The organism is Streptomyces sp. DSM 116795 (genome assembly GCF_055792905.1).
The window spans coordinates 3,211,775-3,226,814 of record NZ_CM147707.1 but is presented as its reverse complement, the minus strand read 5'-3'; the positions used below and the strand labels follow the sequence as shown (position 1 = coordinate 3,226,814).

Annotated in this window: 12 protein-coding genes; 5 read left to right on the top strand and 7 right to left on the bottom strand. The window is 71.4% G+C overall.

Going from position 1 to position 15,040, the window contains the following annotated elements; translation table 11 throughout:
* The first annotated feature begins 74 nt into the window (after positions 1 to 74).
* Both ACSMXX_RS13820 and ACSMXX_RS13815 read left to right on the top strand, forming a co-directional pair.
* Entirely contained in the window at positions 75 to 515 is a 441-nt protein-coding gene (locus ACSMXX_RS13820) for a winged helix-turn-helix transcriptional regulator (protein ID WP_473184318.1), read from the top strand.
* Between the two features lie 282 nt (positions 516 to 797).
* Positions 798 to 1,679: a GNAT family N-acetyltransferase gene (locus tag ACSMXX_RS13815; protein ID WP_473184317.1), complete on the top strand. Its 882-nt coding sequence runs from the start codon at positions 798 to 800 to the stop codon at positions 1,677 to 1,679.
* Positions 1,680 to 1,773: 94 nt separating this feature from the next.
* Here ACSMXX_RS13815 and ACSMXX_RS13810 read toward each other — a convergent pair whose 3' ends face one another.
* A complete protein-coding gene (locus ACSMXX_RS13810; protein WP_473184316.1) occupies positions 1,774 to 3,060 on the bottom strand; it encodes a pyroglutamyl-peptidase I in 1,287 nt (428 codons plus the stop codon).
* Positions 3,061 to 3,338: 278 nt separating this feature from the next.
* Between ACSMXX_RS13810 and ACSMXX_RS13805 the strand changes: the two genes are divergently transcribed.
* Positions 3,339 to 4,235 carry a hypothetical protein gene (locus ACSMXX_RS13805; RefSeq protein WP_473184315.1) on the top strand — a complete coding sequence of 299 codons (897 nt, stop codon included), beginning with the start codon at positions 3,339 to 3,341 and terminating at the stop codon, positions 4,233 to 4,235.
* A 116-nt stretch (positions 4,236 to 4,351) separates the two neighbouring features.
* Here the strand turns inward: ACSMXX_RS13805 and ACSMXX_RS13800 are convergent, their stop codons facing one another.
* The 4 genes from ACSMXX_RS13800 to ACSMXX_RS13785 form a co-directional block, all read right to left on the bottom strand.
* Complete coding sequence (locus ACSMXX_RS13800; protein WP_473184314.1) at positions 4,352 to 8,449, bottom strand: nSTAND1 domain-containing NTPase; 4,098 nt, start codon at positions 8,447 to 8,449, stop codon at positions 4,352 to 4,354.
* A 300-nt stretch (positions 8,450 to 8,749) separates the two neighbouring features.
* Positions 8,750 to 9,223 (bottom strand): carboxymuconolactone decarboxylase family protein, encoded by a 474-nt coding sequence (locus tag ACSMXX_RS13795; RefSeq protein ID WP_473184313.1) that lies wholly within the window; start codon positions 9,221 to 9,223, stop codon positions 8,750 to 8,752.
* Positions 9,224 to 9,359: 136 nt separating this feature from the next.
* Positions 9,360 to 9,971, bottom strand: coding sequence for a DinB family protein (locus tag ACSMXX_RS13790; protein ID WP_473184312.1), 612 nt, complete (start codon positions 9,969 to 9,971; stop codon positions 9,360 to 9,362).
* A gap of 55 nt (positions 9,972 to 10,026) precedes the next feature.
* Positions 10,027 to 10,413: a YunG family protein gene (locus tag ACSMXX_RS13785; protein WP_473184311.1), complete on the bottom strand. Its 387-nt coding sequence runs from the start codon at positions 10,411 to 10,413 to the stop codon at positions 10,027 to 10,029.
* Here ACSMXX_RS13785 and ACSMXX_RS13780 point away from each other — a divergent pair.
* Complete coding sequence (locus tag ACSMXX_RS13780; RefSeq protein WP_473184310.1) at positions 10,412 to 11,314, top strand: phosphotransferase enzyme family protein; 903 nt, start codon at positions 10,412 to 10,414, stop codon at positions 11,312 to 11,314. The genes ACSMXX_RS13785 and ACSMXX_RS13780 overlap by 2 nt on opposite strands.
* A 109-nt stretch (positions 11,315 to 11,423) precedes the next feature.
* On the opposite strand, the gene ACSMXX_RS13775 is transcribed toward ACSMXX_RS13780, so the two are convergent.
* Positions 11,424 to 12,974, bottom strand: coding sequence for an MDR family MFS transporter (locus ACSMXX_RS13775; protein WP_473184309.1), 1,551 nt, complete (start codon positions 12,972 to 12,974; stop codon positions 11,424 to 11,426).
* 425 nt (positions 12,975 to 13,399) lie between these two features.
* Here ACSMXX_RS13775 and ACSMXX_RS13770 point away from each other — a divergent pair, with 425 nt between their 5' ends.
* Entirely contained in the window at positions 13,400 to 13,885 is a 486-nt protein-coding gene (locus tag ACSMXX_RS13770; RefSeq protein WP_473184308.1) for an SRPBCC family protein, read from the top strand.
* Positions 13,886 to 13,987: 102 nt separating this feature from the next.
* Here the strand turns inward: ACSMXX_RS13770 and ACSMXX_RS13765 are convergent, their stop codons facing one another.
* On the bottom strand, positions 13,988 to 14,929 hold the full coding sequence (locus ACSMXX_RS13765) for a LysR family transcriptional regulator (RefSeq protein ID WP_473184307.1): 942 nt from the start codon (positions 14,927 to 14,929) through the stop codon (positions 13,988 to 13,990).
* Between the last annotated feature and the right edge of the window lie 111 nt (positions 14,930 to 15,040).

The following is a 15,040-nucleotide window of genomic DNA, read 5'->3' as shown; positions in this document are numbered from 1 at the left end:
GGAGTGGTAGCTCTCCAACAGGAAGTACGCACCTCGAAGTGCGTAACCCACCGCACGGTAGGAAGGAGCGGTCGATGCCGACGAGGACGGCGGCCCAGAAGCGGGCGCGGGCGAAAGCGGACTACGACGCGTTCCTGGCGCAGTGTCCCAGCCGCCGGCTCCTGGACCGGATCTCGGACAAGTGGGTGGCTCTGGTCCTGGCCGCGCTCGGCAGCGACGGCCCGGACCTCGGGGAGGACTGCGCCGGCGAGCCGCGGCCGATGCGCTACTCCGAGCTGTCCCGCCGGCTGGCCGGGGTCAGCCAGAAGATGCTCACCCAGACGTTGCGCTCCCTGGAGCGCGACGGCCTGCTCACCCGCACGGTGACGCCGACCGTGCCCGTAACGGTCACGTACGAACTGACCGACCTCGGGCTCTCGCTCCACGACGTCATGCGCGGAATCAAGGCATGGGCGGAGGCGCACATGGACGAGGTGCTCGCCAGCCGCGAGACGTACGACAGCCGCACTGCCTGACCGAGGGCTGCGACCGAGGGCAGTGTCCGAGTGCTGGGACCGGGGGCTGGGGCCGGGTGCTGGATCCACACGGTCGCACCGGCCGGCCTTCGGATAACCCTTTGCCGAGGAGCCGACGGGCCGTCAAGGTTCTCCCAGCCGTCCGGGTCGTCCGGAGCGGCACCGTCGACGAGGAGGTGTGGAGCAGATGCGCAGGAATGCCCGGCAGCCGAGCCCGCGTACTGACCTCGTGCACCTCGTGCACCTCGTGCACCACTTGCACCTCCTCACGACGGAGACACCTTGTCGCTTCACATCACCCCGCTGACCGGTCCCGGGCACGGGCCGGACAGCCGACGTCTCGCATGGCTGGCGTCCGACGCCGATTCCAACCCCGTCGGGACGGCCTTTCTGCGCCTGTTCGCCGATGCCGGACGGGCGCACCTGGCCGAACTGGCCATCCACGTCCACCCCGTGGAGCGGCGCAAGCGCGTCGGTTCCCGGCTCCTCGACGCCGCCGTGGCCGCCGCCCGGGACGACGCCAGACGCTGCGTCATCGCACGGGCCGCAGCGGGATCGCCCGGCGACCGCTTCCTGGCGGGCCGCGGCTTCCGCAAGGTCCTCACCCTGAGGTTCGTCCACTTGCCGCTCGCCGGCGTGGCCACCACCGCCCTCGCCGAAATTGTCGGGCGTCCGCATCCCGGCTACCGGCTGGCGTCATGGCAGGGAACCGTCCCCGACGACCTCGCCCGGACGTTCGCCGCCGCACGCCGTGCCATGGACGACATGCCCGTGGACGACGCCGACCACGGCACCGTGACCTGGGACGTGGACCGGGTCCGGGCCGCCGCGGAAGCCGTAGAAGAGCGCGGCGACCTGCTGCGTACCGTCGTCGCCGTCGACATCTCCGACGGCTCGGTCGCCGGGTTCACGGAACTCGTCGTCCCCGGGAACGGCACGGGTGACGGCGTGCACTACGGCACCGGCGTGCTGCCCGAGCACCGAGGGCACGGCCTCGGCCGGTGGATGAAGGCCGAGTCGATCCGGCAGGCCCGTGCGCACCATCCGGACCTCGCCGGACTCCTCGCCGACACCGCCGAAAGCAACACGCACATGAGACGCATCAACGACGGCCTCGGCTACGCACCCACCCACACGGCACTCGACTACCAGCTCGACCTGTAGAGACGAACGGACGGGCCGGACCTGGGACTTGGGATCGCCTGGTCCGGCCCGCCATCCCGCCGGCACTTCCGCGGGGCCCTGGAACGGAGCGGGACTACGGGCGGGAGCGGGCGCTGCCGGCGTCGGCAGCCACCCGGACGATCGAACGGACCTGGCGGATGATGTCCCGCCGGTTCTCAAGGAACTCCGGGTCGGTGATCGTGCCCGTGGCCGGGTCGGTGTTGCCCTTGCCGAACTCGAGGACGGGGGTGTGCACATGGCCGCCCGGGATGTTCAGGCCGAGCCGGTCGCGCAGCAGCGTCGCACGGTAGGCGATCTCGTTGGACAGGTAGTCCCCGCCGCCTCCCTCACGCGCGGTGGACCCTTCGGTCGGACCGTCCGGGCGCGTCACCGGCTCACTCGCGCCCGCCGGGATCTCGACGACCTCCGTGTTGTCCTTCACCGGGAAGCGGCCCGTCGGGGCGGACACGATGTCCTCGTACGGAAGCGTGGTGGTCGTCCACTGCGGCTGCGTAGCGGGGTCGGACACCGGGACGGTCCCGGAGGCCGAGATGTTGTCGTTGTCGGGGAAAGTCCCCCGCCAGGCCCCGTTGTTGCGCTCGATGTCGAACCGGCCGGGCCGGCCCTGGCTGACCGTGGTGAACAGATCCACCTCCGGCAGATTCGGCCGCAGCGTCTGCTCGACCATGCCGCGGGTGAAGTCGGCCCAGCGTACGGGGAACATGGCGGTCTCGATCCGGACCGGACCCGACTTGGTGCGCAGCACCGTGCCGTCCAGCGCCAGCGCACCCGCTCCGGACGGATTGCTGATCCGGATGTCCTCGTCCAGCGTGAACGGGTCGAAGCCGGTGACCAGCACCCGCTTCAGGCCCTTCTTCTTCCCGCTCCTCTCACCGTCCGGGAAGCGGATGGCGTCCTGACCACGCGAGCTGCGCTCCAACTGGTCACCCAGAGCCGTGCGTTGAGCGTCGGAGAGCTCGAAGCCGGGCCGCCACTGCCGCAGCGCCGCCGTCATCCCCAGCCGCGCCCAGTACAAGGGCCGGTCGTCCGCGCGGCTCAGGTCCCCGTCCGCCGGGCCACGCCCCTGGGCCCGGTCGACCGCGCGCTGCCACAGCCGCTGCCCGTGCCGCTCAACCGTCTGCTGCGCCTCGCGGTAGGAGTGCGCACCGCACAGAGCCCGGGTGAAACGCGAAGCCACGGGGTCGAAGCCGGAACGCTCCAGGATCTCCTGGGGGACGGGCCCGTCCAGGCGCTGCTCCTCCACGGTCAGCGGCACCGAGGCATCGGCGCACCCGGCGGGCTCCCCGGCCAGCGCAGGCGTCGCGGGCAAAGCGATGCTCACGACAACCACCGCGGCCAGTTGTGCGCGCAGTCTCCGCATCCGGTTCTCCTCCGTTTGGCATCGTCGGCTTGGACGAGGGTGAAAGGTCGAGCAGATCCTGCTCCCGATCACCCGGTCCCGCAACTGTCCGTCCGCTGTGCGGCTCCAGGCCACCGGGCGTTGTTCACGGCTGCGGACCGGGTTACCGAACAATCCGTGCCGCCGTTGAACTGGGCATGCGGTGCCGGCGTCCGGCCCGCGTGTCAGAAGACGCGTCAGAAGGCGTGCCAGAAGACATGTTCAGAGGACGTGTTCAGAGGCCGGAGAGGGGTCGTTGGATGCTCAAGAGGGAGAGTCTCGCGGTGGTGGCCGCCGGGCTGGTGCTGGCCGTCGCCGGCTGCGGGAGCGGGGCGGAAGGGAAGGCCGACGCGTCGGGCGACGGATCGGCCGATGCGGCGCAGGCAGGTCAGCCGTCCAAGAAGCTGGTGAAGTGGGTCGGCGCCATGTGCGAGTCGACGTCCGGGCTCAAGACCGTACGGAAGGACAGCGCGGCTGATCTCAAGGAGATCCGGAAGCCGAAGGAGCCCGGCCCGCCCGCCGAACACCTCGCCGCCGGCTACATCTCCCGGACGTCGCTGCCGGTGGAGGAAGCCGAACGCGACCTGGAAGACCTCGACTCGTCGGGCGTCCCCGCCGCCGACCGGCTGCGCGACGCCTGGCTGAAGAAGCTGAAGGGCGTCGTGCCCGAACTCGACGAGATGTCACCTGCCGACGCCTTCGAAGACGCCGAGGGCAGTGCCGCGGACGTCGACAAGCTCATCCAGTCCCTCACCCCGCCCGAGCCGGGCCTCCCCGCGCTGACGAAGAAGGACCGGCGGCTCGCTGCCGCGTACGAACGCGCGAAGCAGTGCGCCCCGGGCTGGAAGCCCGAGCAGGAGACGGGCCAGCCCGCGCCCGACCCCACCGGACCGTTGCCGAAGGCGGCGGACGGCAAGAAGACCGGTGCCTGCGCGGACGGCAAGTGCGAGGTCCTGGTGACCTCCTCGGTGAACATCACGGCGAACGGGCTGAGCGTGCACGTCACCGCGGCGGACGACTCCGTCACCTTCCAGTCGGCGGGCAGCATCATGCGGCTGGGCGGCCAGGGCGGTGTGGCCAAGTTCGGCGACGAACTCAAGGTGACCGTCGTCGCGCAGAACGAGGACGGTGCCGTGCTGAAGTTCTCCATTCCCTGAGCGATTTCCTGACTCCCCGTCCCACACGGCCGCCCGTGCACCTCGCCTCCGAGGCCTCCGAGGCCTTCGACGCCTCCGTGTCCTCCGAGGTCCCTGAGGCGCACGGGCGTCCGGAGTCAGTGCGTCTCGCACGCCTGGCGGTAGCCGAGTTGCGGCAGGTGCTCCTCCCACTCGTCGCGGGTGAGCACGCCGCCCGTGCGGTCGCAGACGTAGTCCGCCGCGCGATCCGCGTCCAGGGTCCACACCCGGGCCGTCAGGTCGTAGCCGGCGGAGGTGAGGGCGTCGCCGTCCGGGCTGAACGCGACGGAGGTGACGGTGTCGAGGTGGCCGGTGAGTTCCTGCCCGAAGGGCTCGGCACGGGCGGGGTCGGCCACGTCCCACAGCCGGACCGTACTGTCGCCGCTGCCGGTGGCCAGCGTCTTCCCGTCCGGTGCGAAGGCCACGGACCTGACCGGCCCCCGGTGCCCGGCCAGTTCCTCGCCCGCCGCACGTACGCGGTCCGTCCGCCGTACGTCCCACAGCCGCACCGTACGGTCCTCGCTGCCGGTGGCCAGCGTCTCCCCGTCCGGTGCGAAGGCCACCGAGTTGACCGGCTGGTCGTGCCCGGTGATGGCATCGCCCGCAGGCCGCGCCCGCGCCCGGTCGCCATGGGGTATCCCCTGCTCGAAGAGCTTGGGGACCTGCCACAGCCGGGCCGTGTCGTCGTCGCTGCCGGTGGCGAGCGTCTTCCCGTCCGGTGCGAAGGCCACGGAGGTGACGGCATCACCATGGCCGCGCAGCGGTTCGCCGAGCGGACGTACACGCTCCGCCCGGCGTACGTCCCACAGCCGCACCGCGCCGTCGGCTCCGCCGGTGGCCAGGGCGCGGCCGTCCGGGGCGAACGCCACGGCGGGGGCGCCGCCGTCGCCCACGTCCAGCGGTTCGCCGAGCGGAGCGGGACGCCCGGGCCCGGCCACGTCCCACAGCCGTACGGTCCCGTCCTTCGAACCGCTGGCCAGGATGCGGCCGTTCGGGGCGAACGCGACGGCAAGCACCTCGTCCTCGTGCCCGGCGAGCGTCCGCGGGTTCCGGCGCGGCCGGCCCGCCTCACCGACGCTCCACACGCGGACCAGCGCGTCGTCGGTGCTGGCGGCGGCCAGCAGCCGGCCGCCGGGGCTGTAGGCGACCGCGGTCAGGGGGTTGGTGAAGTCGGTGAGAACGGTAGGCGGCCGGTGCCAGAGACGGACGCTGCGGTCGGCACCGGTGCTGGCGAGAGTACGGCCGTCGCGGCTGAAGGCCACCTCCCACACGGCGTCCGTGTGGCCGGTCAGCGGCTGCCCGAGCTGCTGCGGGTACGCGGGGTTGGCCACGTTCCACAGGATCGGGGAGTCGTCCTCGCCCGCGGTCGCGAGGGTGCGGCCGTCGGGACTGAAGGCCACCGAGAGGACGGCCGAGGTGTGCTCGGTGAGCGGTTCACCCAGCGGCCGGGGGCGGCCCGGCCCGGCCAGGTCCCACAGCCGCACGGTCTCGTCGTAGCCGGCCGTGGCCAGGGTCTTCCCGTCGGGGGAGAAGGCCAACGTCCAGACGGGGGCGGTGTGTTCGCGCAGCGGCTTGCCGAGCGGCTCGGTCCCGTCGTCCTCGCTGAACCGCCACAGCCGTACGGTCCCGTCGTAGCCGGCCGTGGCGAGCGTGTCCCCGTCCGGGGCGAACGCGACGTCGCGGACGCTGCCTTGCTCGGACTCGTCGGCCTCGGCGGGCTCGCCGAGCGGCGCGGGGCGTGCCGGGTCGCGCAGGTCCCACAGCCGCACCGTCCCGTCGTCGCCGGCGGTGGCCAGCGTCCTGCCGTCCGGGGCGAAGGCGACGGAGGTGATGTTCTCCTCGTCGTGGCTCACCAGCGGCCGGCCGGCGGCGCGGGGCCGCTTCCTCTCGCGTACGTCCCACAGCCGGACGGCGCCGCCGTCCCCGGAGGCCGCCAGCAGGTCGCCGTCCGACGGGGAGAAGGCGACCGCGCCGACCCGTCCGGTGCCCAGGCGCAGCGGTTCGCCCAGCGACTTCCCCACGTCCTCGGGCCGCTGGGCCGACCCCGGCCGCGCGGCGGTGTCCCACAGCCGGACCGTGCCGTCGTGGCCGCCGCTGGCGAGGGTGCGGCCGTCGGGCGTGTACGCCACGGAGCTGCCGACACCGCGGTGGCCGGGCAGCCGGGTGGGCAGCGCCCGGCCGGCGTCCGAGGCCAGCCGGGTCCGCAGGTCCGGTGTGGAGCGCATGCGGTGCGCGGCGACGTCGAGCCGGGCCGCCAGTCCGGACCGGGTCTCGCGGACCCCGTCGGCCTCGGCGGTGAGGCGGCCGAAGACGGCGTCGTCCCGTTCGGCCTGCGCGGTGGCGCGGGCCTGGAGGGCGACGACGGCGGTGCCGGTGGCGAGCAGCACGAGCGCGGCGAGCACGGCCACGACCGTACGGCGCAGCAGCGCGGCGCGGTGCCGGCGCCGGAGCGAGGCGGTGAGGAACTGCCGCTCCGCCGGGGTGAGTTCGTCGTCGAGTTGGTCGGTGAGGTCGCGGGTGAGGTCGCGGGTGAGGCCGCCGGCGAGTTCGGCGGAGCGGGAGCCCTCCTGGTCCTCCTGCGCGGCGCCGCGCGGCCATACGGTGCCGCGCGGCGGTATGCCCTCCTTCGGCCGTAGCGCGTCGCGCGGGAAGGCGTCGCGGGCGGCGTCCAGACGCGAGCCGGCGTAGAGCGCGGCGTTCTCCCGGCCGAGTGCCTGCCAGGTACGGGCCGCCTCGGAGAGCGAGCGGTGCACGCGCAGCCGGTCCCGTTCGGCGTCGATCCATTCGCGCAGGCGGGGCCAGGCGCTGATGAGAGCCTCGTGGGCGAGGTCGACGGTCCCGTCGTCGAACGTGACGAGGCGGGCGCGGACCAGGCGTTCCAGTACGGCTCGGGTGTCGGCGGGGCTGCCGAAGTCGAGCTCCGCGTGCTCGGTGGGGCGACGCGTGTCGGGTGTGCCTTCCCCTGGCTCCCGGCCTCCCTCGAACAGGGGGGACCCCGAGCCGGGGGTGACGAGGCGCAACAGGATTCGGCGGGCCAACTCGGCCTGCGGCGCCGTGAGTTCGCCGTACACCTGCTCGGCCGTACGGACGACGGCGCCGTGCAGCCCGCCCGCCGCCTCGTACGCGGTCCCGGTCAGCGCGCGTCCCCTGCGGTGGCGCCAGGTCTCCAGCAGGGCGTGCGACATCATCGGCAGTGCGCCCGGGGCGCCCTCGACCTCGTCCAGCAGGCGCTCGGTCAGGGCACGTTCGACGATGAGGCCGTCGGCGGCGGCCGGGCGGACGATCGCCTCCCGAAGCTCCGCGCGGCTCATCGGCCCGGCGAGCAGCGTGGCGTCCTGCAACGCGGCGGTGAGGCCGGGGTGTTCGGCACAGCGGCCGAGGAAGTCGGCCCGCACAGCGATGACGACGCGCAGCCGGCTGCCGTCCCCGGCGGCGGCGACGAGGCGGTCGATGAAGGCGTCCCTTTCGGACGGGTCGGCGCCGAGGGTGTACAGCTCCTCGAACTGGTCGACGATCAGCCAGGTGTCGCCGTCGGTGTCTGCCGCGGGCGTCAGCCGGCCGGCGTGCGTGCGCAGCGGGTCCGCGCCGGGCGTGAGGATGCGTACGGCCGCGGGAGCCGCCTCGCGGGCCTCGCCGCCCTCGTCCTCGTGCGGGGTGCGCAGCCGGGGGATCAGGCCGGCGCGCAACAGCGAGGACTTGCCGCTGCCGGACGGTCCGAAGACGGCGGTGAAGCGGTGCTTGCGGTTCAGCTCGGTCAGCCGCTCCACGAGCTGGTCGCGGCCGAAGAACAGCCCCGCGTCGCCCGGTTCGAAGCGGATCAGGCCGCGGTACGGGGGCCGGGAGGCGCCGTTTTCGGCGTTCCCGGCGTTCCCGGCGTTCCCGGCGTTCTCGGCGGCATCGGCGTTCTCCGCCGCCAGCTCGGCCGACGCCTCGCGCCAGCGCCGCTCCCATTCGATGACGTCGCCGCCGCACGCCTTCACATAGGCGAGCGTCACCGCGCGGGTGGGCAGCTGCTTCCCCGCCGCCGCCTGCGAGAGGGTCGTCACCCCGTACCGCGCCTGCCCCGCCATCGCCCGGTACGTGGGCTTCCCGGCGGACTCGCGCAGCGCGCGCAGCCCGGCGGCGAACCGCGGAACCGCACCGGCCTCCGGGTCCAGATCGCCCTCGCTGCGCCCCGGCCCTGGTTGTCCCGACACGTGCTCGCCCTTCCCCCGTACGCCCAAGTCCCCCAGGCCGGCACCCAGCGCATCCGCTCGGCCGCCCACGGTAGGCAGCCGCGGGGAGGGCCCGCAACCGAACCTCCGGCCTGTCGGCGGGCGGGGCACGGGCGTTCACCCGACCTTCACAACCTCCCTGCCGGAGCCTCCAGTCGGGACCTCCCGATTGTTCGGCACCGGGAGAGGGCCTGCTGAACAACGGCGTACGGCGGTCGAATACCCGAGCGTGCGTGACGCCGCAGCCGCGGGGCACCGGAAATCCCGGTCCGGTACTCCGGGTTATCCGAACTGGCCGGGCTGGTAGTCGCCCGCGGGCTGCTGGACGATGATGTTCGCCCGGTTGAAGGCGTTGATGAGCGCGATCCCGCACACCAGGGCAGCCAGCTGCTCCTCGTCGTAGTGCTTGGCGGCGTTCGCCCAGGCCTCGTCCGAGACCCCACCGGCCGCATCCGCGACGCGCGTGCCCTGCTCCGCCAGCTCCAGCGCGGCCCGCTCGGCCTCGGTGAAGACCGTGGCCTCCCGCCACGCCGCGACCAGGTTGAGACGTACCCACGTCTCACCGGCGGCGATGGCGTCCTTGCTGTGCATGTCGGTGCAGAAACCGCACCCGTTGATCTGGCTGGCGCGGAGCTTCACCAGCTCCTGCGTCGTGGCCGGCAGCGTCGAATCCTGAAGCACCTTGTCCGCGCCCATGAGGTGTTTCAAGACCTTGCCTACGGTCGGGCTGCTGAAGGCGTTCAAGCGGGCGCTCATGGTGATCTCCTCTGCCGCTGTCAGTGATTGCACACGTACGACGGCGCAGCGCGGCAGGGTGTGACACGCACACCTGTGACCTGTGTCTCCCCGCCCGGGACCGAGCAGACGCCACTCGACGAGCCGGGCCCGGTGATCACTGGCCCACTCGGCCGTCGATCCGCTCACGCAGGAGATCGGCGTGGCCGCAATGTCGCGCGTACTCCGCGATCTGCGCCACCAGGATGTCGCGAAGCTGCACATCCCCACCGGGTTGGGCACCGAGGTCGGAGAACCCGGCGTTCCGGGTGCCGAGGTCGGTGACGCCGGCTGTGAACCGGTCGGCGAGTTCCATCTCTGCCCGCCACTGCCGCCAGGCGTCCTCCACGACCGCCGGGTCCCCGACCGCGCCGTTCCAGTCGCCGTCGCGGTCTTCGTCGGTGCGGTACAGCTTCGGCGCGTCATCGCCCGCCATCACACGGCGGAAGTGCCGCTCCTCCTCGGCCATGTGCCGCAACAGCCCGAGCAGGGACATCGTGGACGGCGGTACGGAGCGCCGGGCCAGCTGTTCGGCATCCAGGCCCGCGCACTTCATTTCCATGGTGAGGCGGTAGTGGCGAAGGTAGTCGAGCAGCATGCTGCGTTCATCGACAGCCTCGACATCGGCCTCGCGTGGGTCGTCGTCCGGGTCAACCCACATGTCCTGATAGATGGTTGACTGCGTCCAACGACTCACCGACGGTTCACTGACGTGCTCATCCGAGGCCATGTGAGCATCCTGAACCCCACCGGAACACGCGGCCACTGAATATCCGTGCACCGGCTCAGCGCCGCCCGCTGAGTTTCTCCGCCACCCGGCCGCGGAGAAGCTCGTACTCCTCGCGCAGCCGCACGACGGCCGGCGGCCGCGGGACGACGACACCCCCGGTGACGATCTCCTCCGGACGGAACTGTTCACGGGTGAGGTCGACCTCCACTCCCATGCCCAGGCGGTTCCACCAGTGGTAGTCCGTGCGCTCGCCCTTCACCAGGACCTCGCCCCGGATCAGCTCGCCGCCCAGCAGGTCGTTGAGCACCATGGCTGTGACACCGCACTGATCCCTGGCTGGGTTCTCCGGGCTCCAGTGCGGCCGGAACTCCGGCGTACACGTGTCGGCGCCCCAACTGCGGCGAACGGCACGTTCGATGTCCATGAGAAGCAATGACGTCATGGCGGACATCTTCGCCGCGTGCACTGACAACCGCCGACGAGATTCCTGGCTCAACTTCCGTGAAGCGCCCACCGAGTTACGGCTGACGCTCGGGAGGCCGGTCAGCCAGACTGGCTCAGTGCGTCAAGATGAAGAACTGCCGCTCTCCGGCGGCAACGTCAGCGAAGGCGTCGTCCGCGTCGGCGACACCGTTCGCCGCCCCGCAGGGCCATGGACTCCGGCCGTGCACGCACTGCTCACGCATCTCCACGAGGCGGGCTTCAAGGCCGCCCCTCGCCCCCTTGGGATCGACGATCAAGGCCGAGAGGTACTGACCTTCGTCCGTGGCGACGTGCTCTGGCCCGAGCCGTTCGCCTGGCTGGAGCCCACACAGCGGCTGGCTCGCGTCGCACGTCTCATCAGGGAGTTCCACGACGCCGTGCAGGGTTTCACGCCACCGCCCGAGGCCGACTGGCAGATCCTCATCCCGGCTGAGGGAGACGACATCATCGGCCATCAGGATCTGGCGCCGTGGAACCTCGTGGTCGGCGACGAGGACGAGTGGGCCTTCATCGACTGGGACACCGCCGCCCCTGGTTCCCGCCTGTGGGATCTCGCCTATGCCATGCACGGCTTCGTCCCGCTGTCCGCGCGTCCCGACTGGCAACGCACCGATGCGGCGGACCGCCTGCGGATCTTCGCCGACGCCTACGGGCTCGACGAGACCGAACGCCGTGAACTCGTGCCCATGTTGGGCCGGCGCACGCGCGCCATGCATGACTTCCTGCGCAACCAGGCGGCCCGGGGCAACCAGCCCTGGGCAACTCACTGGGCGGAAGGCCACGGCGACGCATGGCGAAGCGACGCCGAATACACCGAGCAGCGCGAAGAACAGTGGGCGCGAGCCTTGCTCGTCGGCTGAGAGCCGGTCTGGCGGCCGCAAGCGACAGCCCCGGCCCGTTCATGCGCCCCCGATCATGCGCCCGACCATGAGCCCCGACCTGGTGACCAACTGTCCGCTGACACTGACTTCAGGTCCGGATGTCAGGTTCCGTCTCGCCGTTCACGGCCGTCGCACTGTGCTGCTGCACGGCGGCTCCCTCGGCGGGCGGGACCGTGTCGGCGCTGCCGTGGTCCTGGGTACCAGTGTCCGTGCCCGTGCCCGCGACCCGCTGCGGCAGCTTCGCCGCGACGGCGATCGTCACCAGGGCGAGGGCGGTCGCGACGCCGAAGGCCAGCTTCATCCCGCTCACCTGTGCGGGCACGGCGGCGACGCCGTCGGCGACCAGGTGGCTGGTGCGCGCGGACATCACGGTCACCACGAGCGCGGTCCCGAACGCCGCGGCGACCTGCTGCAGCGTGCCGAGCATCGAGCTGCCGTGCGAGTACAGATGCGGAGGAAGCCCGCCCAGGCCAAGCGTGAAGACCGGCGTGAACGTCGCCGCCAGGCTGACCATCAGCAGCGCGTGCAGTCCCAGCACCTGCCAGTACGGCATCGTCATCGAGACCTGGGTGAACCCGCCGAGGGCGAGGAACGTGGCGATCGAGCCGGGCAGCACCAGTGGCCGGCTGCCGAACCGGTCGAATATCTTTCCGACGGTCGGTCCCAGCAGGCCCATGGCCAGACCGCCCGGCATGACCAGCAGGCCGGTCTCCAGCGGGCTGAGCCCGCGCAGGTTCTGCAGGTACAGCGGCAGCAGGATCATCGATCCGAGCATCGCAAGGAACCCGATGGACATCAGGACCAGGGACAGCGTGTAGGTGCGGTGCCCGAGGATGCGCATGTCCATCAGAGGCATACCGGTGCGCTGCAGCTTGAGCTGGCGGATCACGAAAAGCGCGATCGTCGCGACCCCGGCGACGACGAAGCCGATGCCGAGCCCGACTCTGCCGTCGCTGTCGCCGAAGAGGCTCAGGCCGTACACCAGGCCGCCGAAGCCGAGTGCCGCCACGCCCACGCTGAGCCAGTCGATGGAGCTCACCTGCGGCTCGCTGATGTTGTCGATCTTGCGCAGCCCGAACAAGGTCACCAGAGCCGCGATCGGCAGGACGACCAGGAACAGCAGCCGCCAGGAGCCGAGCTGCAGGATCAGCCCGGACACGGCAGGTCCGAGCGCGGGCGCCACCGAGATCGCCAGGGTGACGTTGCCCATCACCCGGCCGCGGTCGTGCTCGGGCACCACGATCATCAACGAGGTCATCAGCAGGGGCAGCATCACGGCCGTGCCTGCGGCCTGCACGATCCGGCCCAGCAGCAGCACCTCGAAGGACGGCGCGACGGCCGACAGGACGGTTCCCGCGAGGAACACGCCCATCGCCGTCGCGTAGGCCTGGCGGGTGGTGACCCGCTGCAGGAACCAGCCGGTGATGGGAATCACGGCGGCCATGGTGAGCATGAACGCGGTGGTCACCCACTGCGCCGACTGCTCGGTGATGCGCAACGAATCCATCAACCGCGGAATGGCGTTGATCATGATCGTCTCGTTGAGGATCACCACGAACGTGGCCAGCACCAGCAGCCGCACCACCGTCGGTGTGCGGCCCGCCTGCACGGCCGGTCGTTCCTTCATCGCAGTTGACATTGCGGCACCTCGTTGGGGTTCCTGGGCACAGTCGCCTCGCAGCCAAGGGCCGTCGGCACGTACGTGGGTATTGGCACCGGGTGGAGACCGGCACGCCTGACACAACTCATCGGTCGGCAAGAGTGTTCCGCATAGTCGAACAGATCTCCTCCGAATTCTCGGCTGCTCAGCGCAGCATCCGTCGGCCACCCACCCCGACGCTCCTGACCGCTCCTGGCGTCGCGACGCTTGATGCCGAACGCCGCCCGGACCTTGATCGGGCCGAGGCCCGCGCTGGTACCCCCGCGGCAGACTGGGCCCCCTCGGTCCCTCGGCCTCGGTCCCTCACACGACCGATGACTTCCGCCTCGCCCCGTCGTCTGCATGTTGGGTGTCCCCCACGCCTGAGGGAGGCCCGGGCTGAGATCACAGGGAGGGTGCACACCGTGTCCGAGGAGAACGTGAGCGCCACCCTGACCGTCGCCGTGCCCGCCGCGACGGTGTTCGCGGTGCTGGCGGACCCGACGACTCATTCCGCGATCGACGGCACCGGCTGGGTTCACGAATCTGCCGACCGGGCGCCGCTGACCGAGGTTGGGCAGATCTTCCGGATGGACATGTACCACGCCGACCACCCCGACGGTGATTACCGGGTGGCCAACAAGGTCCAGGTGCTCGACCCGCCGCGCGCCATCGGCTGGCTGCCGGGGTACCGCACGGACGACGGTCGACTGGAGTTCGGCGGCTGGCTCTGGCGTTACGACCTGACGCCCCTGGGGCCCTCCGAGACTGAAATCACGCTGACCTACGACTGGTCGGCGGTGCCGCAGTCCATCCGGGAGTACCTCCACTTCCCGCCGTTCGGCCCGGAGCATCTCACCAACTCGCTGCACCACCTGGCCGCCCTTGCCGCACCGACGTCCCCGGCCTGAACGCCCGGCGGCCAGACACCTGGCGGGCGCCCGTTGCGCCCGTAGCGGCCGACTCGAACGACGATGCCGGCCATGCCCGACCAAGCCTCACGCGGACAAGGGCTACGACTTCTGGGAGCAGCCGTACCGGAGGGGACCGTTCTCGAGGGCGTGGCCGGCGATGGACCGTAGGGCCGAGACCAGGGGCTTGTCGCGGTTCTTGGGGAGCCAGGCCAGGACTGCCGTCCAGGGTGGGAGGTCGGCGACGTCGACGTACGTGATGCCGGGGCGGGGGTAGAGGGTGCGGGCGGAGGCGGGGGGAAGCTGGATGCCCTCGCCCAGGGCGATTGCGGCGAGGGCGTCTTCGTAGTCGGCGACCTCGTGGGCGGTGTAGCGCACGGGTGTGCCGTCGGGGCGGGGGTCGGCCGCCCAGAAGTCCCGCCAGATCTTGGGGATGGCCGGGGACCAACCGATGACGGGGTGGTCACTCAGATCGGCGAGGGTCAGTGCGTCGCGAGCGGCGAGGGGGTCGGTGCCGGCCAGAGCGGCGCAGCGGTAACCCGTGACCAGGGCCAGGGTCTGGACGTCGGGCGGCACGGGCTGGAAGAGGAAGGCGGCGTCGACATCCTCGTCGAGCAGGGCGCGGGGGGACTCGGCGAAGTCGTGCCGGCGGACCCGGATGTCGAGGCCAGGCACGCGGTGGCGCAGCTGCTCCAGGACGGCCGGGATGGGCGCAAGGGCGGTGACGGCTCCGAATGAGCCGATGGTGATCCGGCCTGTGGAGGGGTGGAGTTGGCGTGCCGCGTCGTGAAGGGTGGCATGGGCGGCGACTACGGCCTGGGCGTGGGGGATGAGGGCCGTGCCGGCAGGGGTGAGGTCCACTCGCCGAGTGGTGCGGTCGACGAGTTGGAGGCCGAGGCGGCGCTCGAGAGCGGCGATCTGCTGGGAGAAAGCCGCCTGTGAGATGTAACTGCGCTGAGCGGAGCGGCCGAAGTGGAGCTCTTCGGTGAGCGTGAGGAAGAAGTTGAGCTGCTGTGCCGTGGGCGCATTCTGATGGCCTGTCATGCGCGCTGTCCCCCTGGTCGTTCACGGGCATGCTATCGATCGACCGGCGCTGTGATCACGGAAATACTTGGCAACGGACGTGTGTGCAGGGTGACTTGATCGTCATGACTG

Excerpts from the sequence above, each read along its gene's own strand:
- ACSMXX_RS13820 (WP_473184318.1), top strand. The coding sequence starts at position 75 with ATGCCGACGAGGACGGCGGCCCAGAAGCGGGCGCGGGCGAAAGCGGAC.
- ACSMXX_RS13810 (WP_473184316.1), bottom strand. The coding sequence starts at position 3,060 with ATGCGGAGACTGCGCGCACAACTGGCCGCGGTGGTTGTCGTGAGCATC.
- ACSMXX_RS13805 (WP_473184315.1), top strand. The coding sequence starts at position 3,339 with ATGCTCAAGAGGGAGAGTCTCGCGGTGGTGGCCGCCGGGCTGGTGCTG.
- ACSMXX_RS13795 (WP_473184313.1), bottom strand. The coding sequence starts at position 9,223 with ATGAGCGCCCGCTTGAACGCCTTCAGCAGCCCGACCGTAGGCAAGGTC.
- ACSMXX_RS13790 (WP_473184312.1), bottom strand. The coding sequence starts at position 9,971 with ATGGCCTCGGATGAGCACGTCAGTGAACCGTCGGTGAGTCGTTGGACG.
- ACSMXX_RS13780 (WP_473184310.1), top strand. The coding sequence starts at position 10,412 with ATGGCGGACATCTTCGCCGCGTGCACTGACAACCGCCGACGAGATTCC.
- ACSMXX_RS13785 (WP_473184311.1), bottom strand. The coding sequence starts at position 10,413 with ATGACGTCATTGCTTCTCATGGACATCGAACGTGCCGTTCGCCGCAGT.
- ACSMXX_RS13775 (WP_473184309.1), bottom strand. The coding sequence starts at position 12,974 with ATGTCAACTGCGATGAAGGAACGACCGGCCGTGCAGGCGGGCCGCACA.
- ACSMXX_RS13765 (WP_473184307.1), bottom strand. The coding sequence starts at position 14,929 with ATGACAGGCCATCAGAATGCGCCCACGGCACAGCAGCTCAACTTCTTC.